Here is a 24,081-nt window from a genome sequence, read left to right as displayed (position 1 = left end):
TTTTTGAGGTGAAACCGACGTAATGTTTAGCCGCCGATCTCGATCTTCTGGAACATGTACTCGTGCACTGTATCGGACAGCAACGGTACGTAGGAGACCAGCAGCAGGGCCGTCAGCATGACCGCGATGGGAAGCAGGAACTTCTCATAGCGACGGAAGAAGCTGCCTTCCTTGAGCTTGGCGGACTCCACTTCGGCCTCACCCACGACTTGTCGTGTTAACAAGTGGTTCAATGCCACCGGCGGTGACAGATAACCCAGTTCGAAGGCCACCAGGGTAATCATCCAGAAGTGTAATGGTGCGATGCCATTGTCGAAGGCAATCTGGGCGATCGTGGCGTTGACCAGGATCACAGCCCCGTAGGGGTCCATGATCATGCCGATAATCACCATGGTCACCACCAGCAGGGTCATGGCCAGCCAGACGTTGGCAAAGGTTTCCGGCAGGTTCTCCATCACACCGGAGCGCTCGATGATGCCGCCTACACTCACAGACAGTGCCATCAGCATGAGCAGGGCGCCAATGTGGCCGGTGGTTTCATTGGTGGCAAAACGCAGGGAGTTTTCCAGCTTGTCGCCGACGCCGGGCTCCTCACGGTAATCGGGATCTTCTTCGGGTTGTTTCAACACGTAGTAGAGCACGACCGCGGCGCCGAGCAGCAAGTTTCTCCACAGCAGGCCCCAGAACAAGGCCTCAAGGTCCTCGGCAGAGGTGCCGGTGGGGATGTTGCCCGCATCCAGCGCGGCATTGATACCCACCAGGTTGTACAGGGAGTAAGCCAGCAGAGGCACCAATACGAGGGTGAAAAGATGCACGGATTTATTGCTCAGTTTCTCAAAGATGAGAATGGCAAGCAGCATCACCGGCAGGATGATCGGTGCGTAGTTTTCGTTGAGTTCGGTATCCAGCAGGTCACGGAAGAATACCACGACGGTGCCCATGATGATCACATAGGGCAGCAGCGGTACCAGGCGCTTGATGCTGGCCGGTACGGCCTCGGAGAAAGGCGCGATTCGGGCCGCTTCGGTGCGGGCAAACTGGCTGTAGATAAAGAACAGAAGCAGTGACAGACCGAAAATCTTCAGGCCGGAGGTGAACAGTTCATCGGTGGTGACCGAGTTGTTCAGGGCAGCAATGATCACGACCAGCAGACAAGGACGCAGTACCACACCCATGGAGCCGGACATGGCGGTAGCGGCCAGAGCCAGTTGCTTGCGTGCGCCGGCACGGATCAGTTCGTTGTAAATAGTGGCACCGGCCGCGATAACGAAGATACCGGATGCCCCGGTGTAGGCGGTGGGGATCGCGGTCACTGCGAGTACCACGAAACACATCAGTTCCGGGGACATCTTCCACGGACGCAGTACATCAAACACCAGGTGGGCCATCTTGGTCTGGCGCAGCATCATACCGATCCAGATGTACAGGGCCAGGCTCAGGAACAGGGTAGACAGTTCCATCATCATGCCCAGGTAGACACTGATCCCGTGGTAGTAGCCCTGGCTGACGAACTGGATGCCGGCAGTGATACACATGAAGCTGTACAGCGGAATGGTCAGCAGGGCCTTGCCCCAGCTGCCACCTTCCTCAAGATCCTTGGGCGGTTTGATCAGCTGCCAGAGGGCGGCCAGGGAGAGCAGGGCAAAGCCGGCAATCCAGAATTGGTGCAGGTAGAAATGGTTCACCTGTACACCGTCAGCCATGGCGCTCACTTCCTCGCCACGATAAACCCAGGCGGACATCAGCAGCATCACGTTGGCGGAAAGCTGGCCAAGGCTGGATACGAAATGGTCCTTGCGGGTTTGCGCCGGGCGCAGGGAAATATGGTGGCGCGTCAGGGTGGCGGTGGCGGCACAGATAATCACCAGAATACACAGCAGCAACCGTTTGTAGTGGCCCAGGGAGGTGACCACCTTTGCTACGCCGCCTTCCAGGGTCCGGAAAGCAATCACGCCGGGCGTGACCTTCTCCTGGACCATGTTGTAGGTGGCCCACTTCTCACGGCAGATTTGCTGGGAAGCTTCCAGGGATTGGCGCAGAGCGTCCTCGTTGACCTCGGTGCCGAACATCCCGGCCAGTGGGTCGTCCGCCATCTGTTGTTTTTTCCTGGCGACGGCGGCTTCCAGTTGATCGTCAAGATTGGCGTCCGGGTTACAGGTCGGCTCCTGAAGAATGCCGGCCCCCCGCAACTGGAAATAGCCTTCCCAGGTATTTTCGCCAATCTTCAGGAGTTGGGAGTGAATCACTTCCCCAGATGCGAGAAAAACCGTCAGCAACAGGAGAATCAGGGTAGGTAACGATGACAACCATTCACCGACAGAACGGTTTGCCATTTTCATAGAAGAAGTTTTATCCATTGTGCACCCGGTTATTGTTATACCGCCTGGATTACGGGGAAAAGGCTACCCGCGGGCCCTCAGGCCTTGTTCTCCGCATTCTATGGCAGTGTAAACACCTTGACTACCCGGCAGAGCGACGCCGGGTGACAGAAATTAGGTTGCTAGGGAAAAACGGGGCCACTGGGGCCCCGCTGTCAGTACTGCGCTTACTCGACCGGATTAACGCATTCGGCGCGGGAAGGTTCTTCCTTGCAGCGCACCTTGCGCAGCAGGGACATCATGTCCTTGCTGTAAACACCGTCGTTGGTCAGGGCGATACGCGCCTCGCGCATCATTTCGTCATAACGCAGCTTGTCGGCCTCGGGGATGCGGATCCACCATTTCTTGTCGACTTCGTTGTTGGCGTTCTCGATCACGGTCATGGCGCGATCGAACTGACCCAGCATGTATTTGCGGGAGCTGTCAGCAAAGCCGTCCGGGAAGCGATCTTTTTTGAGGATCACCTGGGCCGTCAATTGCCCCAGTACGTAATCGATCATGCCACCATCCGGCTGCATGCCCTTGTACAGTTCCAGTGCAGAGTAGGCCGCAATGGGAGCGAAGCAGATATCCACGGAACCGTTGTTGAAACGGCCGGAGAAGTTGGTGATATCAGACATCACCGGAGACATGCCTACGCGGGAGGCCATGCTGGCCTGGGCGCTGTCGTATTCCAGTACGGCGATGGATTTGCCGGAGAGCTCGCCCACGGTATCGATGGTGCGATCTTTCACGAACAGGTAGGCCGCACCCATGGGGGCAATACCACCCACTTCATAGGGGCCGGAAACCAGCTTCTCGTTGATGGAAGGGTTGCCGCTGGCCAGAACAGTGACCACGGTGCGCATGGCGTCATAGGAGGGGATGGCCCCGATGGAATCCAGGCTGCCGGTATAATTATTGAATTGGCGGCCCCGGATGCCTGTCAGGACGGCAGCATCACACTGGCCGGCTTTCAGGTCCTCGGCGGCGATTTTCTCATCCGTGTAGGGCTTCAGCTCCAGGTCTACACCCCAGCCAAGAGCGGCGGTCTTGTAGTCCTTCATGATGTTGTAGATATCACCGTTGGCGCCAATGATATCGAACACGCACATGGACCGCTCCTCGGCGGCCTGGGCGGGGCTGATTGTCAGTGCAAGTGCAGCAGTCGCTGCTGTGGTAAACGCCTTCAAATAGCGCATGGCATGTCTCCTGGTTACTTCTTAATCTAATTCAAAGCGGCCCCAAGGGGCCGCAAACAGGCTTACAGCAAATCGTCAATATTGATCGCCGGCCCGGATTTGGCGGCGTCATCCCAGAATGTCCCGAGCCCACCAATGGGGGTGCGCTTACCGGTATTTTCTGTCCATTCCCGGTCGGAAATACCCGTGACAATGAAGCCGGCAATGGCATCCATCATGGAGTACTCCGGATCCAGATTCTGGTCGTTGGCGGCAAAGTCACGGATGGCCTTGCGCATACGCTCGTCATCGCCCTTGCTGAAGGCGCTCATGGCGTAAAGGGCGCTACCCAGTCGAACACCGCCATCGAAGCCGGCCTTGGCAGAGGCTTCCAGTTCCTTCCACGGCTCGGCGTTGGGCGGAGCCAGCATCGGCAGCAGGTTCCAGACCGCGGCACGGGTACCACGGGGTACACCCCACCACTTGTCGTTCTCCAGGCACTTCATGTTGCGCTCAACCTTGGCGGCGATATCGCGGGGGACACCCACCGCCCCATCAGATGCGCCATCATTGAGCAGGGCCTGGACGCCGGAGATATTACCGATCATCCACACCAGCTCGTCGAAGTCGGTCTTCAGCTTGGGACATTCGCCTTCTTTCTGTTCACCGAAGGCGGTCTTCATGTTCTGGTAGGCGGTGTACTGGCGCTTGGCCGCAATGGCCGACCAGCGTTTCTGTTCAATACGTGCGTCCTGGGCTTCATTCACATTGCCATCCTTGACGCCACGCATGTAGCGGAGCTCGGCGTCAATGGCAATCTGTTCTGCACAGGTGGCGGCAGTGGTGTAAACCATGGCGCCCAGCTTCTCGGGATGCGAGCCGACGCGTTCAAATGCCATCAGCAGCGGGGTCTGCGCTTCGCCGGTGACACAGGCCATGCGCACATCGTCGAAGGTCAGCATGTAGGGAAGCATCTCGGAGCGGCCGAAGCTGATCAGCACGTCCCCGGTTGTCTTGTAGATGACGCCACAGCCTTGCAGAGCCATGATGGCGCCCCCTACCAGGGCCAGACGGGAATGTCGTAGCATTTTTGTCAAGGTCAGAGAACCCATTCGAAAGCTCCTTGTTATTGTTCTCGGATTAGCGCGATCAAAGGTACGAAAGTCCGCCAATTGGCACAAGTGGCAATTACAAAAAAGCCTGCAAGCAATTACAAACAATAAATTTGCTTTATGATGGAATACGTAACGTTGTGCTGCGCACCCACCGGGAAAGTAAGACTTTATTATGACTGATCATACCGATATCAAAGACATGAAAAGCTGGCTGGCGGGCGAGAGAAGTGGCGTCGCTCTGGCGATGAATACTGCCCGTGGCGGCCTGCGCATCCTGGAAACCCTCGGGGTGGTGGGGCGCCAGGGGCTTAACTGGATGCTCGGCGATCGCCCGCCAGTACCGGCTTTGCTGCGTACTACCTTTGAATCCCTGGGTACCACGTACATCAAGCTGGGCCAGTTTATTGCCAGTTCCCCATCGATTTTCCCGGAAGAGTATGTGGTGGAATTCCAGCGCTGTCTGGACCGTACCCCGGCACTGCCGTTTCACTATATCCGTGAAACGATCGAGAAAGAGCTGGGGAAACCCCTGGAGTCGCTTTATCAGTCCGTGGATCCCAAGCCATTGGCCAGTGCGTCCATTGCGCAAGTTCATGCGGCGAAGCTCAAAAACGGACAGGATGTGGTGATCAAGGTTCAGCGCCCCGGTGTGCGAAATGTGCTGCTGACCGATTTCAATTTCCTCTACTTTGCGGCCCGGGTTACCGAACGTCTGGCTCCCGGGCTGTCCCGCTCTGCCATTTCCGGGGTAATCGAGGAGTTGCAGGCCGGCATGCTGGAGGAGTGCGACTTCATCAAGGAAGCCCATAACCTGCAGGCATTCAATGCGTTCCTGCGAGATACCGGCAACACGTCAGCGGTAGCACCGGACCCGGTCATGACCCACACCACCGGCAAGGTGCTGACCATGGAGCGCTTCTTCGGGGTGCCTCTGACGGACATGAACGTCCTGCGGCAATATACCGATGATCCGGCGGAAACCCTGATCTCTGCCCTGAATACCTGGTTTTCCAGCCTGATGCTGTGCGATTTCTTCCATGCGGATGTGCATGCTGGCAATTTGATGTTACTGGAGGACGGTCGGGTCGGATTCATCGACTTCGGGATTGTCGGTCGAATCCGTCGAGAAGCCTGGGACGGCATGGCCAAGTTCTTTGACGCCATCGGCCGAGGCGATATCCGTCAAATGGCGGAGGCCATGGCGATCATCGGCATGACCCGCGAGGAAGTGGATGTGGCCGCCCTGGCACGGGATATCGAAAGCCTGCAAGGGGCACTGGGCCAGGTTGACCCGTCCGCTCTGGTGCAGGCGGATCGCAATGACAAGGAAGTGAACCGCCTGCTCATGGATCTGGTGAAGATTGGTGAAGGCCACGGGATTCGCTTCCCGCGCGAATTTGCCCTGTTGCTCAAGCAATTCCTTTATTTCGATCGCTATGTGCAGGTGCTGGCGCCGGAAATGGATATGTTCAGTGATAACCGTGTGGATATGTTCGGGGCAATTGATGATATGCCGGGCGGGTTGCTGCACTGAAGGCAGCTACAACTACATAGCCGGTTGGATTGGGAAAGGCCAAAAAGCTCCCTGAACTCCATGTTCACTACGAAGCGGCTGTAGGAGCGGCGCTTGAGCCGCGAACCGCGCTTGCGCGGACATCGACCGCAGGGCGATCAGGCATTTCAGAGCTCTACAGGTCCCAGAAAGAACGGCTGACGACCACCCTCTTTTGCCTCGCTACGCTCGGTTCGCACCTCAAGAGGTGCTCCTACATTAATGCCAAGGTCCGAATCGCGCTGCGAGCGACACTCCAGCGCGGGTTCGAAGTCAATCTCGCGGGCAGGGAGCTATTCCGACACGACCCTGCCCGCGTTGCAGCCAGTACTTGAAGCTATTCTTTATTCCACCGGATTGGCACATTCCCCTTTCGATGGATTGAGTTTGCAGCGAATCTTGCGTTGCAGCGTCAGCATGTCCGCATCGTAATAGTCTTTCTCGCGCAGGGTCAGGCGGGCTTCCTGCATCATGGTTTCGTATTCGCGCTTATCCGCTGCGGGAATTTCGATCCACCAGTGATCGGGCACCTTGGCCGCTTCCTGGTCCAGGCGTTCCTTGATCAGGTGGTAGCTGTTGAAGAACTCTTCGCGCACCAGCTGGGCCACTTCATTGGGGAATTTGTCCTTGCGACCAATCAGCTGCATGGTGATCTGCGCCAGCGGATAATTGATGATGCCGCCGTCCGGTGACATGCCTTTGTACAATTCCAGGATTTCATAGGCCACCAACGGCGCAGCCAATACATCGACGACCCCGTTGTTGAATTTGTTGGGGGCAGAGACGATATCCGAGGCAACCGGCGTGGCGCCGATCTGCGACACCATTTCCGCCTGGGTGGGGTCATAGTCCAGTACCGCGACCCGCTTGCCTGCAGCATTGGCCAGGGTGTTGATGGTCCTGTCGTTGACGAAGACGTAGGCGCCGCCGGCAGACGCGAGACCCAGAACGACATATTCACCGCTGACCATCTTGTCAGCGGATTTCGGGCTGGCCATCACCTGCAGCAGAATCTTCATGTGCTCGTCGCTGGGCAGACCGCCGATGGAATCAATGGTGCCGGTATACTTGTTGAACAGGCGGCCACGCAGACCGCTCATCAGCGCTGCATCACAGATGCCGGCTTTCAGATCTTCTGCCACCACGCTTTCATTGGTGTAAGCCTGTATATCCAGATCCACGCCATATTCGAGCAGGCGGGTACGCTGGTCTTCGGCGGCCTTGTAGATCGGTCCGGCACGGCCGGCAATATCCCAGATGCAAATACGTCGTTTGAGGGGTTCGCCCATACTGAAGCCAGCCACTTTCTGCATGGCCTGGATACGATCGTCCAGGCTGCGGTCCTGGTCGTAGGCAATGGCACGCAGCTTGTCAGCCAGTTCCGGGGTGAGCGATACCCCCGGGGCGAACTTTTCCAGTTCGGCCTGTTGCGCCGGCGTCAGGTTCAGGGCGTTGTCTGCGTTGGCGGAGAAAGCGCCAATCAGCAGTGGGAGAATGAGCAGATGGCGAAAGAATGTCACGGGGCCTCCATGGGCATTTTCTTGTTTGATTCCGAAGCGACAACTTCAGATTGATAGCCCATTGTGACAGTCGTGACCGGTGAGTCGCTGGCTGGCCAGCCGGGGTGGCTGGCCGCGATGCCAACTGAGGGGGCTGGGTGAGAGTTATTCCGTCTCCTGGCTGCACTCCGGGCGAAGGGGGTCCAGCTTGCAGCGGATACGCTTCATGATTCTCAACATGGTGGCGTCGTAGTACCCGCTTTCCCGGAGTTTCATGCGGGCGGCACGCATCATGCTGTCGTATTCCTGTTTTTCGCCATGGTCTACCTGAATCCACCACTTTTCCGGGATGTTGCCCGCTTCTTTTTCCAGTGCCTTCTGGATAGAGGAAAAGCTGTCGGCGGCCACTTCACGAATGACAGCGGCGAACGCCGGCGGGAAGCGATCGGTATGGCCGATCAGCTGGGCGGTGAGCTGCACGATGGGGTAGTCAACGATGCCGCCGTCGGGCTCCATGCCCTTGTAAAGTTCCAGCACCTGATAGGCAACCAGGGGGGCGGGCAGTACGTCCACGCTACCGTTGTTGAACTGGTTGGGGGCGGTGGCAAGCGTGGTGGCCACGGGGGTGGCGCCGATCTGGGCAACCATCTTCGACTGGCCGGGATCAAAATCCAGTACGGCGATTTTTTTGCCGGCAACCCGCTCCAGCGAATTCAGCTTGTTGTCATTGACAAACAGGTAGGCGGCACCGGCTGGTGTGACGGCCAGTGTCAGATATTTATTGCTTACCATGTTTTCACTGAGCTGAGGCAATGCGATGGACTTCATCAGCATGTCCATATGCTTCAGTGAAGGCAGAGCGCCGATGGCATCAATGGTGCCACTGAAACGATTGAACTGGCGGGCGCGAAAACCGCTCATCAGGGCGGCGTCACATTGACCATTTTTCAATGACGCGACCATGGCACCTTCGTTGGTGAAGGCTTCCAGGCTGATATCAATTTTATAGCGCAGCAAATCCAGGCGCAGGTTGGTGGCGCCATTGAAAATGGGGCCGGAGCGGCCGGACAGATCCCACAAGCAGATGTGACGCTTGAGCATCTCATCCGGGCCCAGTCCCATTTCCTCTCGTGCCTCGGCCAGATGCTGCTGCTGTTTGGGCGTCAGTGTCAGGGCCTGACTGGTGCTGGCGAAAGTGAGCAGTGCAGAGCCCGCAAGCGCGGCGAAAAATGTGCGGTACTTCCCCATGACGTTTCCTTTGTCATTCGTTTTGATGCTTATAGCATGCGAAAGAGAAGGGAAGTTTTACCGCCTGTATGACAATTGTACGCGGCGCCAACATGACGCCGCGTCATTACCTATTCAGTGATGCTGCACTCGGAGCGGGTGGGATCGAACTTGCAGCGGATCTTGCGCTGCAGGCTGAGCATGTCGGCGCTGTAATATTCCTGGGCGCGCAATGCATCGCGGGCATCCTGCATCATCACTTCGTATTCCCGCTTGTCCTTGTCCGGAATGGCAATCATCCAGCGATCAGGAACCCGGCGGGTTTCCTGTTCGATGCGTTTGATCACTTCCGGGTAGGCCTCAAAGGAGGCTTCACGAATCAGTTGTGCCACTTCGTTGGGAAACTTGTCCAGGCGGCCGATCAACTGCATGGACAGCTGCGTCAGCGGATAGTCCACCACACCGCCATCCGGGCTCATGCCTTTGTAGAGTTCCAGAAGTTCATACGCGACCAGGGGAGCGGGCAGAATATCAATCTGACCGTTGTTGAACTTGTTGGGGGCGCTGACGATATCGGTGGTCACCGGCGTGGCACCAATGGCCGCCACCATTTCCGCCTGGGTCTCATCATAATCCAGCACCGCAACCCGCTTGCCGGCGGCTTTGGCCAGGGAGCTGATGCTTCTGTCGTTGACAAAAATATGCGCGGCGCCCGCCGGGAAGATTCCCATCACCACATAGTCGCCTTGCACCATATGGCCGGCCTGCCTCGGATGCGACAGGACCTGAAGCAGGGTTTGCATATGCTTCTGGGAAGGCACGGCGCCGATGGCATCCACACTGCCGCTGTACAGGTTGAACTGGCGGGCACGCAGTCCGCTCATCAGGGCAGCATCGCAACGACCGGCCTTGAATTCATCGACCATCACGGTTTCGTTGGTATAGGGCACCATGTCCAGATTGATGCCGTATTCCACGGCCAGGGCCCGCTGTTCCATGGCCGCGTTGAACACAGGTCCGTTGCGTCCGGCAATGTCCCAGATGCAGATAGTGCGTTTCAGCGTGCTGCCGGCGGGCATCTGGTCCAGTCCCACCATCTGGCTGATGGCTTTTAGTCGGCTGCGAACCGGCATCTCTCTGGTGTAAAACACGTCCTCGAGTTTTTCCAGAGTGGAATCGTTCAGCGTCACTCCGGGTAACAGGGTCTGGAGTTGCTGTTTCTGGGCCTGGGTCAGATTGGCTGCGCTCAGCGATGAGCACAACAGACCAAGCAGAAAGAAAAGAGTAATCGGGCTGCGCATGGTGATCTCCCTGATGCCGCATTCTTGTTATGAGCAATACGTTTAACACGCGCTTGCAGAATAGGGGAGAGCTTTGGCGCAGGGGGTGGCCGCGTTACGGCCAGCGACGGCAAAACGGTCAATGGTGGCAAGGAAATCTATTCGGTATAAAGTAAGACGTTTGCCGTAGCAGCGTCGCTGGTGGCCCGTAGCATAGTTTCGAGGTGCGAGTTGCGAGAAGCGAAAACCGGGCCTTCCCGAATGTCGAGTTTATGCCTTTCGGAACTCGTTTCTCGTGACTCGTCACTTCTTCAATCGCGCCGCCAGCGACGCGCCAACAGGGCGTCCTGTTACTTAGGCTGTGCGTCGATGGATTCCCCGTTCACATCACGGCTGTCCGGGCCCAGCAGGAACAGGTAGGGGGCCATGATCTCGTCCGGTGTTTTCAGTGTCTGAGGATCCTCGCCCGGGTAGGCCTGGGCACGCATGTCCGTGCGGGTGCCACCGGGGTTGACGGTGTTGACGCGGATGTTACTGGTATTTTCCAGCTCCTCGGCGAAGACCTGGGCCAGGTTTTCGGTGGCGGCCTTGGAGACCGCATAAGCGCCCCAGAAGGCCCGCCCCTTACGCCCCACGCTGGAGGAGGTGAACAGCAGGCGTGCATCGTCGCTGGCGCGCAGTAGCGGCAACATGGCCTGGGTCAGGTAGAAGGCACTGTTTACATTCACCTGCATGACCGAGTCCCAGGTGCCGACGCCATAGCGCTCCAGCGGAGTGATGTCGCCAAGCACGGAAGCGTTATGCAGGATGCCATCCAGGCGGCCGAATTCCTTGTCGAACAGTCCCGCCAGTTCCTGGAAGTCCTCCGGCCGGGCCACCGCCAGGTTGACTGGCGCCAGGGCCGGTTCCGGGCCACCCGCGGCCTTGATCTCGTCGTAGACCTTTTCCAGCTTTTCCGGGGTGCGACCCAGCAGGATGACAGTGGCGCCGTGGCGGGCCAGGGTCAGGGCGGCGCAGCGCCCAATGCCGGCGCCGGCGCCGGTAACCAGAATGATGCGGTCCTTGAAGGCATCGGCAGGGCACTGGTAAGCCAGTGCCTGTGCATTCACGGATGACAGCTCGCTCATGCCGTACTCCCAGTGTTCATGGTTTGTAGCAGGGGCAGCAGATCGCTGCCCTGTTCCAGATAATAGTCCGCCTGCCAGCCGTGGGGGTCATCGTCCGCGTCGATATAGCCAAAGGCTGCCACGGCGGTGGCCATGCCGGCATTCTGGCCGGCCTGGATGTCACGCAGGTGATCGCCCACGTAGAGGCAATGGGCCGGATTGACCCCGTCCAGCCGGGCCGCCATTAACAGACCCTCCGGGTCCGGCTTGCGCTGTTTGACATGGTCCGGGCAGATGACCGCGCCGACACGTTGTGCCAGGCCAAGCCCGGCCAGCACCGGCCCGGTGAACCGTGAAGGCTTGTTGGTGACAATGCCCCAGGGCAAGCCATTGGCCTCCAGCCAGTCCAGGGTTTCCGCCATGCCTAGAAACAGGCAGGTGTCCACGGCCAGGTGCTGTTCGTAGGCGTCCAGCAGTTGCTCCAGTAGCGGGGGGAATGCCGCATCCTCGGGTCCCACGCCGAATCCCAGTTCGGTGAGGGCACGGGCGCCATTGGACACATTGGCGCGTACCGCAGAATAGCTGACCTCAGGCCGGCCATGTTGTTTCAGCAGGGTATTGAGCACCGTATAAAAATCCGGTGCGGTATCAATCAGTGTACCGTCCAGATCAAAATAAACGGCTTCAAGCTTGTTCATACATTCTCTCTACAGCCCCCTGCAGGAGCGCCGCTTGAGGCGCGAAACGAGCGAAGCGAGTAACGAGGTTCGAGTTGCGAAAAGCAAACCGATTGTGCTTTTCGCAACTCGTGACTCGTACCTCGAAACTGTTTTTTCGCGCCTCAAGCGGCGCTCCTGCAGGGAGACATTTATTCGCCTTTGACAGCGTGCATCAGGTAGTTCACCGACACATCCCGGTTCAGCTTGTACACCTGGGTCAGCGGGTTGTAGACCATACCGGTGGTGTCTTTCACTTCCAGGCCTGCGTCCCGGGCCCAGCCCGCCAGCTCCGAGGGTTTGATCAGCTTGGCGTATTCGTGGGTACCGCGAGGCAGCAATCGCAGCACATATTCGGCACCGACGATGGCAAACAGGAAGGCCTTGGGATTGCGGTTGATGGTGCTGAAGAAAATCTGTCCGCCGGGTTTCACCAGAGCCGCACAGGCGCGAATCACGGATGACGGGTCGGGCACGTGTTCCAGCATTTCCAGACAGGTCACCACGTCGTACTGGGCGGGCCGCTCCTGGGCGATCTGCTCCGCGGGAATCTGCCGGTATTCCACGGGCACGCCGGCCTGTTCGGCATGGATGCGTGCCACTGCCAAGGGCGCTTCCCCCATATCAATGCCGGTCACCTCGGCGCCGCGCCGGGCCATGCCCTCGGAAAGCAGGCCGCCACCGCAGCCGATATCGATGACTTTCTTGCCGGGCAGGCTGACGCGTTCGTCGATGTAGTTCAATCGCAGCGGATTGATGTCATGCAGCGGCCGGAACTCGGAATTGGGATCCCACCACTGTTCCGCCAGGGCGTTGAATTTGGCGATCTCGCCAGCGTCTACATTGGGAATCTGCGGTTGTTGTTCAGTCACTGTTGGCTCCGGCAATTTTTTCCTGCCACTGCTGGGCATTCTTGAGAATCACGGCTTCGTTCAGGGTCGTGAGTTTGCGGTTGTCCATCAGGCAACGGCCTCCCACCCAGGTATGGGTTACCTGATCGCGGCTGGCCGCATAGATCAGTTGTGCCACCGGATCATAGACCGGCTGGGTCTCCAGACGGTTCAGATCCACGGCCACCATATCCGCCTGCTTGCCAATTTCCAGTGAACCGAGCTGGTCGTCCCGGCCCAGGGCACGGGCGCCGTTCAGGGTGGCCATTTGCAGTATCTCGCTGGCGGGCAGGGCATCTGCCTGCAGACTCACACCCTTGCCCAGAAAGGCGGCGGTGCGGGCCTCGCCGATCATGTCCAGGTCGTTGTTGCTGGCGGCACCGTCGGTGCCCAGGGCTACATTGACACCGGCCCTGCGCAACGTTTCCACCGGCGCAAAACCGCTGGCCAGCTTCAAATTGGATTCCGGACAGTGCACCACCTGGGTGCCGGTTTCTGCCACCAGTGCAATTTCGTCTTCGGTAAGCTGGGTCATGTGCACCGCCAGCAGGCGGGGAGAGAGCAGGCCCAGATTCTTCAGGCGGGTGAGTGGCCGCTCACTGGTGTTGCCCACCGCCATCTGGATCTCTCCGGCGGTTTCGTGCACGTGCATCATCATCGGCACGTCCAGTTCCTCGGCCAGGGTCAGCACCTTCTGCAGCGGGCCATCGGACACGGTATAGGGCGCGTGGGGGCCGAAACCGATCTGAATGCGCGGATCATGGCGCCACTCGTCCATGGCATCGGTGGCCAGGCGCAGGTAGTCCTCCGGGCCGCCGCCCATGGGGGTGGGGAAATCCAGGATCGGGCAAAACAGGCTGGCGCGCAGCCCGGCTTCCACGGTGGCGCGGGCGGCGCTGGCCGGGAAGAAGTACTGATCAGCAAAGCAGGTCGTACCGGAGCGGATCATTTCCGCCGCTGCCAGCCGGGTGCCGTCGAAGACAAACTGTTCGCTGACGAACTGGCCTTCCGCCGGCCAGATATGCTTTTCCAGCCAGGTCATCAGCGGCAGGTCATCGGCGATGCCGCGCAGCAGGTTCATGGCCGCATGGGTATGGGCATTGATCAGGCCCGGGATCAGCAGGTGACTGTCCAGCCGCTGGACTGTCTCGGCCTGCCACTTCTCATTGGCCAGGGCGCTGGGCAGCAGGTCGACAATCTGGCCATCACGGACGACCAGGGCATGGTGTTCCAGTACCTCGGCATGTGGCGCCTGATTCTGCGCAACCGGGGCAATCCAGCGGGCGTGGACGATCAGGTCAGCCTGATTGTCGCTCATGCACAACTCCTTGAAGAGGGTGGGGCAATTTTCGCCGCAGTATAGCGTGTCAGAGGCGCTCTTGCCCTTGTTTGGTCGCCTCTGCATCAATGGCGTCTGACTATGGCGCCGAAGCCCTCCGGGTGTGCTATCATCCGGGGCTTTTCCGGGCTTCGTGCCAGAAGCGGGAATGTACGCCCGGTCCGCCGCTGTCGGCAGCGAGCGGGCTGCTATAAGAACAGACTGCACAGGGTGCCATGGGCACGCTGTGAAATCGGCCCCGATCCGGGGCCGGCTTGGGAAAGCCGCAGGGGCTTTTCCGATACTTGTGGAAAGTAAGGATCGCTATGACGGATCTCGCCAGAGAAGTTACCCCGGTCAACATCGAAGACGAACTCAAGCAGTCGTACCTGGATTACGCCATGAGCGTGATCGTGGGACGGGCACTGCCGGACGTGCGCGACGGCCTCAAGCCGGTGCACCGCCGGGTGCTGTTCGCCATGCACGAGCTGAACAACGACTGGAACAAGCCCTACAAAAAGTCTGCCCGTGTGGTCGGTGACGTAATCGGTAAATACCACCCCCATGGTGACTCCGCCGTGTACGACACCATCGTGCGGATGGCGCAGCCGTTTTCCCTGCGCTACATGCTGGTGGACGGCCAGGGTAACTTCGGTTCCATCGACGGGGATTCCGCTGCCGCCATGCGTTACACCGAAGTGCGCATGGCCAAGATTGCCCACGAACTGCTGGCCGATCTGGACAAGGAAACCGTGGATTTCGTCGACAACTACGACGGCACGGAAAAGATTCCCGATGTGATGCCTACCCGGGTGCCCAATCTGCTGGTAAACGGCTCCTCCGGTATTGCCGTGGGCATGGCCACCAATATTCCGCCCCATAACCTGGGCGAAGTGGTGGATGGCTGTCTGGCGTTGATCGATGACGACAGCCTGACGCCGGACGACCTGATGGAATACATCAAGGGCCCGGATTTCCCCACCGCCGGCATCATTAATGGCCGCGCCGGGATTGTGCAGGCCTACCGCACCGGCCGTGGCCGCGTGTACATGCGCGCCCGCGCCGAAATCGAGCAGACTGACAAGAGTGGCAAGGAAGCCATCATTGTTCACGAGATCCCCTATCAGGTGAACAAGGCACGGTTGATCGAGAAGATCGCCGAGCTGGTGAAAGACAAGAAGATCGAAGGCATCACCGAGCTGCGTGACGAGTCCGATAAGGAAGGCATGCGCATCGTGATCGAGCTGCGCCGTGGCGAAAACGCGGAAGTGGTGCTGAACAATCTCTATCAGCAGACCCAGATGGAGACGGTTTTCGGTATCAACACCGTGGCATTGGTCGATGGCCAGCCGAAGACCCTGAACCTGCGCGAATTGCTGGATGCCTTTATCCGTCACCGCCGGGAAGTGGTGACCCGTCGTACCGTATTCGAACTGCGCAAGGCCCGGGAAAAGGCCCACCTGCTGGAAGGTCTGGCGGTCGCTCTGAGCAACATCGATCCGGTGATCGAGCTGATCAAGGGCTCTCCCAGCGGCGCGGAAGCCAAAGAGAAGTTGTTGGCCAAGGGCTGGACTCCCGGCGACGTGATGCAAATGCTGGAGCGTGCCGGTGGTGAAAATGCGGCCCGTCCGGATGGCCTGGACGAGCAGTACGGCCTGCGTGAGGGCCTGTATTACCTGAGCCCGGAACAGGCCCAGGCGATCCTGGATCTGCGCCTGCAGAAGCTGACGGGCCTGGAACGGGAAAAACTGATCAGTGATTATCAGGAGCTGCTGGAGCAGATTGCCGAGCTGATGCTGATCCTGGCGGACCCGCAGCGCCTGATGCAGGTCATTCGTGACGAGCTGAAAGCGATCCGCGAGGAATATGCCGACGAGCGCCGTTCCGAAATCGTCACGTCCCGTCTCGATCTGAGCATGGAAGACCTGATCGCTGAAGAAACCGTGGTGGTGACCCTGTCCAACGGGGGTTACGCCAAGATGCAGCCTATCGACACCTACCGGGCCCAGAAGCGCGGTGGTCGCGGCAAGTCCGCCGGTCAGCTGAAGGATGAGGATTACGTGGAGCACCTGCTGGTGGCGGGTACCCACGACACCCTGTTGCTGTTCACTGACGCGGGCAAGGTGTTCTGGTTGCGTACCTTCGAGCTGCCCCAGGGGGGGCGCGCGTCCCGTGGCAAGCCCATCGTCAATCTGCTGCCGGCCCTGGGCAATGATGAACGCATTACCGCCATCCTGCGTCTGGACGCGGAAATGGTGCGTCAGCAGAAAGCCGCCGGCGTGGAAACGGAAGCGGACGAAGACGATGTGATTGATGCGGATGAGGTGATCGACGAGACGGTAGACGGCGATGAGGCCGAGGCCGTGGTCGATACCGTGCCGGGTCCGTTTATTTTCATGGCCACCTCCAGCGGCATCGTCAAGCGTACTGCCCTGGCCAACTTTGCCCGTCCGCGCAGCTCCGGCCTGATCGCCGTGAAGCTGCAGGAAGGCGAACATCTCGTGAATGTGGCCATTACCCACGGCGATGAAGATGTGATGCTGGTGGCGCGCAACGGCAAGGCCGTGCGTTTCCATCAGTCCAAGGTGCGCGTCATGAGCCGTCTGGCTCGTGGTGTGCGTGGCATCAAGCTGGCCGAAGGGGTGGACGTGATTTCCCTGATCGTGCCGCAGGAAGAGGGCCAGATCCTGACCGCTTCCGAAAATGGCTACGGCAAGCGTACCCCGCTCACCGAGTACCCCACCAAAGGCCGTGGTGGGCAGGGTGTGATTGCCATGGTGATCAACGAGCGTAACGGTGAACTGGTCGGTGCCACCCAGGTGTTCGGTGGCGAGGACATCATGCTGATTTCCAACCAGGGCACCCTGGTGCGTACCGGTGTGGACCAGATCAGTACGTCCGGCCGTAACACCCAGGGCGTGCGCCTGATTCGTCTGGGCGAGGGCGAAAAACTGTGTGGCCTGGCCACCATTCCCGAGCTGGAAGGCGATGAGGACGACATCGAAGAAGGTGAGGTGCTGGAAGAGGGGGATGTTACCCCTGAAGCACCGGAGTCTGACGCCTCCGACGACGCCGAGGAATAACCTGCAGGAGCACCTCTCGAGGTGCTCCTACGGTGTTTTCTCAATGATTCGACGAATTACCCGAGCCCGGTGTTACCGGGCTTCTTTGATTAACCGGTTTGCTACTTTCAATCTAGTCACGGAGAAAATGCATGTCCCGCGCCTATAACTTCTGCGCAGGTCCCGCGGCGCTGCCGACGGACGTTCTGGAGCAGGCCCGTCAGGAAATGCTCGACTACCAGGGCATGGGCCTGTCCATCATGGAAATGAGCCATCGGGACAAGGTGTTCGTGGAGATTGCCGAAAGGGCAGAGCAGGATCTGCGCGATCTCATGGGTATCAGCGAGGATTACGCCGTGCTGTTTCTGCAGGGCGGTGCCTCCACACAATTTGCCATGGTGCCCATGAACCTGCTGGGCGAAGGGCAAACCGCGGATTACATCAACACCGGGCAGTGGTCGAAGAAGGCCATCAAGGAAGCGGGCCGCTACGGCAACATCAACGTAGCCGCCAGCAGCGAAGACACCAATTTCACCACCGTGCCGCCCCAGGACAGCTGGCAGCTGTCTGCCAACCCGGCCTATGTGCACTACTGCCCCAACGAAACCATCGGGGGGCTGGAGTACAGCTTTATTCCCGAGGTGGGTGACAGCCCGCTGGTGGCAGACATGAGCTCCACCATCCTTTCCCGGCCCATCGACGTGAACCGGTTCGGGCTCATTTATGCCGGCGCCCAGAAGAATATCGGCCCCGCTGGCCTGACCCTGGTCATCGTGCGCAAGGACCTGCTTGGCAAGGCCGGTGCCCATGTGCCTGCCATGCTCAACTATCAGACCCATGCGGACAATGGCAGCATGTACAACACGCCGCCCACCTACGCCTGGTATCTGGCCGGTCTGGTGTTCCAGTGGCTGAAAAAGCAGGGCGGGGTGGCCAACATGGCAGAAACCAACCAGCGCAAGGCCGAAAAGCTGTATGGTTTTATTGATAACAGTGGCTTCTACAGCAACCCGGTGGAGACAATCAGCCGCAGCTGGATGAATGTGCCCTTCGTGCTGGCCGATGCCAACCTGGACAAACAGTTCCTCAGCGAAGCGGACAAGGCCGGCCTGTTGAACCTGAAGGGCCACCGTAGCGTGGGGGGCATGCGCGCCAGTATCTACAATGCGGTACCGGAAGCCGCAGTGGATACGCTGATCGCCTTTATGGCGGACTTCGAAAAACGCAACGGCTGAGCGGGGACCGCCATGACCGAATCTCTCGAAAATTTGCGTGATCAGATCGACCAGCTGGACCAGCGGCTGCAGGACCTGCTCAACGAGCGTGCCACCCTGGCTCACAAGGTGGCCGAGGTGAAGATCGCCACGGATCCCAACCCGGTGTTCTACCGTCCGGAGCGGGAAGCTCAGGTGCTGCGCCGGGTCAAAGAGCGCAACCAGGGGCCGCTGGATGGCGAAACCATGGCGCGGTTTTTCCGTGAAATCATGAGCGCCTGCCTGGCACTGGAACAGCGCATGAAAGTGGCGTTTCTGGGGCCGGAAGGCACCTTTACCCAGCAGGCGGCGCTCAAGCATTTCGGTCATGCGGTGGAAAGCGTCCCGCTCGGTGCCATTGATGAGGTTTTCCGGGAAGTGGAAGCCGGGGCCGCTCACTACGGGGTGGTGCCGGTGGAAAACTCCACCGAAGGGGTGGTCAACCACACCCTGGACACCTTCATGACCTCCAGCCTGAAAATCTGTGGCGAAGTGGAGCTGCGCATCCACCATCACCTGTTGGCCGGTGAACACACCCGCCGTGACAAGGTGACCCGGGTCTATTCCCATCAGCAGACCCTGGCCCAGTGCCGCCAGTGGCTGGATGCCCATATGCCGGGCGTCGAGCGCATTGCCGTCAGCTCCAACGCGGAAGCGGCCCGTCGCCTGAAGGACGAGTGGAATGCCCTGGCCATTGCCGGGGAAATGGCGGAAGAGCTGTATGGCCTGGAAGCGGTGCAGCGCAACATCGAAGATCGTCCGGACAATACCACCCGCTTCATCATCATCGGCCGCCAGGACACACCGCCGTCCGGCAACGACAAGACCAGCCTGATGATCAGCGGCAAGAACCGCCCGGGCCTGCTTTATGAGGTGCTGGCACCATTCCGGGATGAAGGTATCAACCTGACCCGCCTTGAATCCCGGCCCTCGCGGACGTCCAATTGGAGTTATGTGTTCTTCGTGGACTGCGAAGGGCACAAGGAAGATGGCAAGCTGCAGCCGGTACTGGACAAGCTGGAAGCGGCCGGCAACACCATCAAGCTGCTGGGCTCGTACCCCAAGGCAGTGCTGTAGCCCGTCTTCAGGATAGTGTGACCGTAGGAGCCATGCTCGCATGGCGAAGGTTTCGGTAATTCGCCATGCAAGCATGGCTCCTACAGTGGTTTTGAGGCGTGCTTGGTGAAGATGCCCGTGGATGGCACCAAGCGCCAAGCGTTAGATAGAACCCATTGAATTCGCCAGGCGTGCCGCTCAGGCAGGCAAAGGAGTCATCATGACTTGCGACTACATCGAACTTGCCAACAGTGGCGTTCAGCAGCTCAAGCCCTATGAGCCGGGCAAGCCCATCGAGGAGCTGGAACGGGAGCTGGGTCTCACCGACATCGTCAAACTGGCCAGCAACGAAAACCCTCTGGGCGCCAGTCACAAGGCCCTGCATGCACTCAAACACCTGCATGAGCTGCACCTGTACCCGGATGGCGCGGGTTTTTCCCTGAAGGCGGCGTTGGCGGAAAAGCTGGGGGTGCAAACCCGTCAGCTGACCTTGGGAAACGGCTCCAACGATGTGCTGGACCTGATCGCCCGGGCCTACCTGCAGCCCGGCGATGAAGCGATTTTTTCCGAGTATGCCTTTGCGGTGTATCCGCTGGTGACCCTGGCCTGTAATGCCAGGCCGGTGGCAGTGCCGTCCAATCTCTATGGCCACGATCTGGCTGCCATGGCCGAGGCGGTGACCGAACGCACCCGGGTGATTTTCGTGGCCAACCCGAACAACCCCACGGGCACCTGGTTTAACGCCCACGCCCTGGACGAGTTCCTGTCGCGCATCCCGGAGCGGGTGATCGTGGTGCTGGACGAGGCCTACTTCGAATATGTGGAAGAAAGCCACTACCCGAATGGCATCGAGCGCCTGCAAAAATACCCGAACCTGGTGGTAACGCGGACTTTCTCCAAGATTCATGGCCTGGCCGGCCTGCGCATCGGTTATGGCGTCTCTAATCCGCAGATTGCCGATGTGCTGAACCGGGTGCGCCAGCCGTTCAACGTCAATACTCCGGCCATGGTGGCAGCCGAAGCCGCCTTGTCCGACGACGACCACATTGAGAATTCCCGCAGTGAAAACACCAGCGGCCTGGTGCAAATCGCGGAGGGCTTGCAAAAGCTGCATCTTGAGCAGATTCCCTCGGTGGCCAACTTCATCGCCTTCGACTGTGGCCGCGACGCCATGCCGGTGTACCAGGCGTTGTTGCGCGAAGGCGTGATTGTGCGTCCTCTGGGAGGCTACGGCATGCCGAACTTCCTGCGCGTGACCGTGGGCACCAGCCGCGAGAACGAGCGTTTCTTGCAAGCCCTCAAACATGTGTTGAAGGAAATGGCGGATGGGTAATGCCAAAACCTTGGAAATGCCCGCTGTAGGAGCACCTGTTGAGGTGCGAACCTGCTTGCGGCATGCCGTGCCAGATTCGGTTCGCACCTCGAGAGGTGCTCCTACAATGCGAACCGGGGGCGTTTGTCATGCCTGAACCCCTATTCAACCGCATCGCCGTTATCGGCCTGGGCCTGATCGGCGGTTCCTTTGCTGCCGCCGCCCGCAAAAACGGACTAGCCGCGTCAATCGTAGCCGGTTCTCGCTCGGCACGGACGCTGGAGCAGGGGATTGCGTTAGGTGTTGTCGACGAAGGCAGCCAGGATCTGGCTGAGGCGGTCAAGGGCGCCGATCTGGTATTTGTCTCCACGCCCGTTTCTGCCATGGGCAAGGTGTTGAGTGCGCTGAAACCGGGCCTGTCCCGCACGGCAATCATCACGGATGGTGGCAGTGTCAAAGGCAATGTGATCACCGCGGCCCGTGAGTCACTGGGTGAGCATGTCTCCCGCTTCGTGCCCGGTCACCCTATTGCCGGCAAGGAAAAGAGCGGCGTTGGTGCTGCCGATGCGGATCTGTACCGGGACCACCGGGTCATCCTGACCCCCACCGAGGCCACGGACCCGGCGGCCACTGCCCGGGTGCGGGCAATCTGGACCGCCATGGGGGCGGAAGTGCTGCAGATGGCGCCGGATTACCACGATCAGGTCCTGGCGGAAACCAGCCATTTGCCCCATCTACTGGCCTTTTCGCTGGTGGATACCCTGGCCCGGCAGGGCGACTCCACGGAGATCTTCCGCTATGCTGCCGGCGGTTTTCGCGACTTCACCCGTATCGCCAGCTCCGATCCGCTGATGTGGCACGATATTTTTCGTGAGAACAAGGCCGCGCTGCTGCAGTCCCTGGACCTGTTCAGCGACGGTATTTCCCGCTTCCGCCAGGCGGTCAGCGACGATGATTCCGATGCCCTGATGGGCATCATGACCCGCGCCAATTCGGCCCGGGCCCATTTTTTGGCCATGAACGAGCGCACCTCCTATACCCGCGCCCATCATTCAGGTGACGACACAACCATGACAGACAGCACCATTCACAGTGCCTCTCACAGCAAGCATGCCAACCCCACCTTTGTGGTGACGCCGGGTGGCCGACTCACTGGCCGGGTACGGGTACCCGGCGATAAGTCCATGTCCCACCGTTCCATCATGCTCGGCTCCCTGGCCGAGGGCGTGACCCGGGTGGAAGGGTTTCTGGAAGGCGAGGATGCCCTGGCAACGCTGCAGGCATTCCGCGATATGGGCGTGGTTATCGAAGGCCCACACAACGGCCAGGTCACCATTCACGGGGTGGGTCTGCACGGTCTCAAGGCACCGGGCAAACCGCTCTACATGGGCAACTCCGGCACCTCCATGCGCCTGCTCACCGGCTTGCTGGCCGGACAGGCCTTTGATGTGGAGCTCACCGGCGATGCCTCCCTGTCCAAACGCCCCATGGAGCGGGTGGCCCGCCCCCTGCGTGACATGGGGGCGCAGATCACCACGGGTAACGAAGGCCGGCCGCCGGTGCGCATTCGCGGTGGTCAGCCCCTCAAGGGCATCCATTACGACCTGCCCATGGCTTCCGCCCAGGTGAAATCCGCCGTGCTGCTGGGTGGCCTGTATGCGGAAGGTGAAACCTCGGTCACCGAGCCGGCCCCCACCCGCGATCACACCGAGCGAATGCTGGGTGGTTTTGGCTATGACGTGCGCCGCGACGGCGCCACCAGCGCGTTGACCGGTGGTGGCACACTCACCGCCTGCAAGCTGGAGGTGCCCGCGGACATCTCCTCGGCGGCCTTCTTCCTGGTGGGCGCCTCCATTGCCGAAGGCAGTGAGCTGACGCTACCCCACGTGGGCATCAACCCGACCCGTACCGGCGTGATCGACATTCTCAAGCTGATGGGGGCGGATATCCGCCTGGAAAACCAGCGAGATGCCGGCGGCGAGCCGGTGGCTGACATCGTCGTCAAATCCGCACCGCTCAAGGGCATCGACATCCCGGAAGAGCTGGTTCCGCTGGCGATCGACGAATTCCCCGCCATCTTCATCGCTGCTGCCTGCGCCGAAGGGGATACCATCCTGCGGGGGGCGGAAGAGCTGCGGGTGAAGGAATCCGACCGCATCCAGGTCATGGCGGACGGCCTGGCCGCGCTGGGCGTGGATCACGAGGTCTTCGAGGACGGCATTCGCATCAGCGGCGGCCCCTTTGCTGGCGGCGAGATCCAGTCCCACGGCGATCACCGCATTGCCATGAGCTTTGCCATGGCGTCCCTGCGCGCCTCTGGCCCGATTACGATCAATGACTGCGCCAATGTGGCGACCAGCTTCCCGGGCTTTGCCCAGCTGGCAGCCCACGCGGGCCTGAACCTGGAGGTGAAATGACTGCTCCGTCCACCGCTGTATTGACCATCGACGGACCGGTTTCCTCCGGAAAAGGGACCGTGGCCCGTCTGGTGGCGGCCCGCCTTGGCTGGCATCTGCTGGATTCCGGTGCCCTCTACCGGGTGCTGGGTTATCACGCGAGAAATCAAGGGGTTGCCCTGGATGATGAGGCGGCACTGGTGGCCATGGCCCAGTCCCTGCCGGTCCGTTTTGTGGAGCAGCAGGGGGATACGGCGGTGATTCTGGACGGTGAGGATGTGTCCAACATTATCCGTCAGGAAAGCGTCGGCGAGCTGGCCAGCCAGGTTGCCGTGCTGCAGCCGGTCCGTGATGCCCTGCTGGCCCGCCAGCGTGCCTTTGCCGAAGCCCCCGGCCTGGTGGCTGATGGCCGCGATATGGGCACCGTGGTGTTTACCTCCGCCCCCCTCAAGATTTACCTTACCGCCAGCGCTGAAGAGCGCGCCAGACGGCGCTTTGAGCAGTTGAAGGAAAAGGGCTTTGGTGCTACCCTCGCGACCCTCGTTGAGGACATCCGCACCCGGGATGACCGTGACATGAACCGTGAGGTGGCACCTCTATGCCCGGCAGACGATGCCGTGGTGATAGATTCCACCACCCTGTCGGTTGATGACGTGGTCGACCGGATTCTTGATGAGGCTGCCGCCCGCCAACTGGTGTAAGGCAGCACACACGCCATCGAACTCCTTCGGCAATCCGTGTCGAGGGGGGATTCTGATTTT

The 24,081-nt window shown here is 59.8% G+C and carries 17 protein-coding genes; 7 read left to right on the top strand and 10 right to left on the bottom strand.

Going from position 1 to position 24,081, the window contains the following annotated elements; all coding sequences use genetic code 11:
- Window positions 1–26: 26 nt before the first annotated feature.
- The 3 genes from C4S63_RS16270 to C4S63_RS16260 form a co-directional block, all read right to left on the bottom strand.
- Complete coding sequence (locus C4S63_RS16270; RefSeq protein ID WP_369799178.1) at window positions 27–2,339, bottom strand: TRAP transporter large permease subunit; 2,313 nt, start codon at window positions 2,337–2,339, stop codon at window positions 27–29.
- A 206-nt stretch (window positions 2,340–2,545) separates the two neighbouring features.
- The gene (locus tag C4S63_RS16265) at window positions 2,546–3,559 is read right to left on the bottom strand and encodes a putative solute-binding protein (protein ID WP_063525765.1); all 1,014 of its coding nucleotides are present in this window, start codon (window positions 3,557–3,559) and stop codon (window positions 2,546–2,548) included.
- Between the two features lie 62 nt (window positions 3,560–3,621).
- Window positions 3,622–4,650 (bottom strand): hypothetical protein, encoded by a 1,029-nt coding sequence (locus tag C4S63_RS16260; RefSeq protein WP_103918192.1) that lies wholly within the window; start codon window positions 4,648–4,650, stop codon window positions 3,622–3,624.
- Window positions 4,651–4,825: 175 nt separating this feature from the next.
- On the opposite strand from C4S63_RS16260, the gene C4S63_RS16255 reads away from it, so the two are divergent.
- The gene (locus C4S63_RS16255; protein ID WP_103918191.1) at window positions 4,826–6,187 is read left to right on the top strand and encodes an AarF/ABC1/UbiB kinase family protein; all 1,362 of its coding nucleotides are present in this window, start codon (window positions 4,826–4,828) and stop codon (window positions 6,185–6,187) included.
- Window positions 6,188–6,549: 362 nt separating this feature from the next.
- Here the strand turns inward: C4S63_RS16255 and C4S63_RS16250 are convergent, their stop codons facing one another.
- The 7 genes from C4S63_RS16250 to C4S63_RS16220 all read right to left on the bottom strand — a co-directional run bounded on the left by C4S63_RS16250 (window position 6,550) and on the right by C4S63_RS16220 (window position 14,241).
- Complete coding sequence (locus tag C4S63_RS16250) at window positions 6,550–7,725, bottom strand: putative solute-binding protein (protein ID WP_103918190.1); 1,176 nt, start codon at window positions 7,723–7,725, stop codon at window positions 6,550–6,552.
- 144 nt (window positions 7,726–7,869) lie between these two features.
- Window positions 7,870–8,952, bottom strand: coding sequence for a putative solute-binding protein (locus tag C4S63_RS16245; RefSeq protein WP_062817689.1), 1,083 nt, complete (start codon window positions 8,950–8,952; stop codon window positions 7,870–7,872).
- Window positions 8,953–9,062: 110 nt separating this feature from the next.
- Window positions 9,063–10,232 carry a putative solute-binding protein gene (locus C4S63_RS16240; RefSeq protein WP_062817690.1) on the bottom strand — a complete coding sequence of 390 codons (1,170 nt, stop codon included), beginning with the start codon at window positions 10,230–10,232 and terminating at the stop codon, window positions 9,063–9,065.
- Between the two features lie 329 nt (window positions 10,233–10,561).
- Entirely contained in the window at window positions 10,562–11,338 is a 777-nt protein-coding gene (locus tag C4S63_RS16235; protein ID WP_062817691.1) for a YciK family oxidoreductase, read from the bottom strand.
- On the bottom strand, window positions 11,335–12,015 hold the full coding sequence (locus tag C4S63_RS16230) for an HAD-IA family hydrolase (protein ID WP_103918189.1): 681 nt from the start codon (window positions 12,013–12,015) through the stop codon (window positions 11,335–11,337). Before C4S63_RS16230 ends, C4S63_RS16235 begins: the two co-directional genes overlap by 4 nt.
- 170 nt (window positions 12,016–12,185) lie before the next feature.
- Entirely contained in the window at window positions 12,186–12,884 is a 699-nt protein-coding gene (ubiG, locus tag C4S63_RS16225; RefSeq protein WP_062817725.1) for a bifunctional 2-polyprenyl-6-hydroxyphenol methylase/3-demethylubiquinol 3-O-methyltransferase UbiG, read from the bottom strand.
- A gap of 13 nt (window positions 12,885–12,897) precedes the next feature.
- On the bottom strand, window positions 12,898–14,241 hold the full coding sequence (locus C4S63_RS16220; protein ID WP_103918188.1) for a TRZ/ATZ family hydrolase: 1,344 nt from the start codon (window positions 14,239–14,241) through the stop codon (window positions 12,898–12,900).
- Window positions 14,242–14,567: 326 nt separating this feature from the next.
- On the opposite strand from C4S63_RS16220, the gene gyrA reads away from it, so the two are divergent.
- The 6 genes from gyrA (at window position 14,568) to cmk (ending at window position 24,021) form a co-directional block, all read left to right on the top strand.
- The gene (gyrA, locus tag C4S63_RS16215) at window positions 14,568–17,324 is read left to right on the top strand and encodes a DNA gyrase subunit A (RefSeq protein ID WP_103918187.1); all 2,757 of its coding nucleotides are present in this window, start codon (window positions 14,568–14,570) and stop codon (window positions 17,322–17,324) included.
- A 131-nt stretch (window positions 17,325–17,455) separates the two neighbouring features.
- Window positions 17,456–18,538: a 3-phosphoserine/phosphohydroxythreonine transaminase gene (gene serC / locus C4S63_RS16210; protein ID WP_063509413.1), complete on the top strand. Its 1,083-nt coding sequence runs from the start codon at window positions 17,456–17,458 to the stop codon at window positions 18,536–18,538.
- 12 nt (window positions 18,539–18,550) lie between these two features.
- Entirely contained in the window at window positions 18,551–19,633 is a 1,083-nt protein-coding gene (gene pheA, locus C4S63_RS16205) for a prephenate dehydratase (protein WP_062817696.1), read from the top strand.
- Between the two features lie 199 nt (window positions 19,634–19,832).
- The gene (gene hisC, locus C4S63_RS16200) at window positions 19,833–20,945 is read left to right on the top strand and encodes a histidinol-phosphate transaminase (protein WP_103918186.1); all 1,113 of its coding nucleotides are present in this window, start codon (window positions 19,833–19,835) and stop codon (window positions 20,943–20,945) included.
- A 128-nt stretch (window positions 20,946–21,073) separates the two neighbouring features.
- Complete coding sequence (locus C4S63_RS16195) at window positions 21,074–23,341, top strand: bifunctional prephenate dehydrogenase/3-phosphoshikimate 1-carboxyvinyltransferase (RefSeq protein WP_062817698.1); 2,268 nt, start codon at window positions 21,074–21,076, stop codon at window positions 23,339–23,341.
- Window positions 23,338–24,021: a (d)CMP kinase gene (gene cmk, locus C4S63_RS16190; protein WP_062817699.1), complete on the top strand. Its 684-nt coding sequence runs from the start codon at window positions 23,338–23,340 to the stop codon at window positions 24,019–24,021. The genes C4S63_RS16195 and cmk overlap by 4 nt, the downstream gene beginning before the upstream one ends.
- The last annotated feature ends 60 nt before the right edge of the window (window positions 24,022–24,081 follow it).

This window comes from Alcanivorax sp. DSM 26293 (assembly GCF_900107995.1).
GTDB lineage: Bacteria > Pseudomonadota > Gammaproteobacteria > Pseudomonadales > Alcanivoracaceae > Alcanivorax.
The sequence above is the reverse complement of the archived record's forward strand: the minus strand, read 5'-3'. Positions and strand labels throughout refer to the sequence as shown.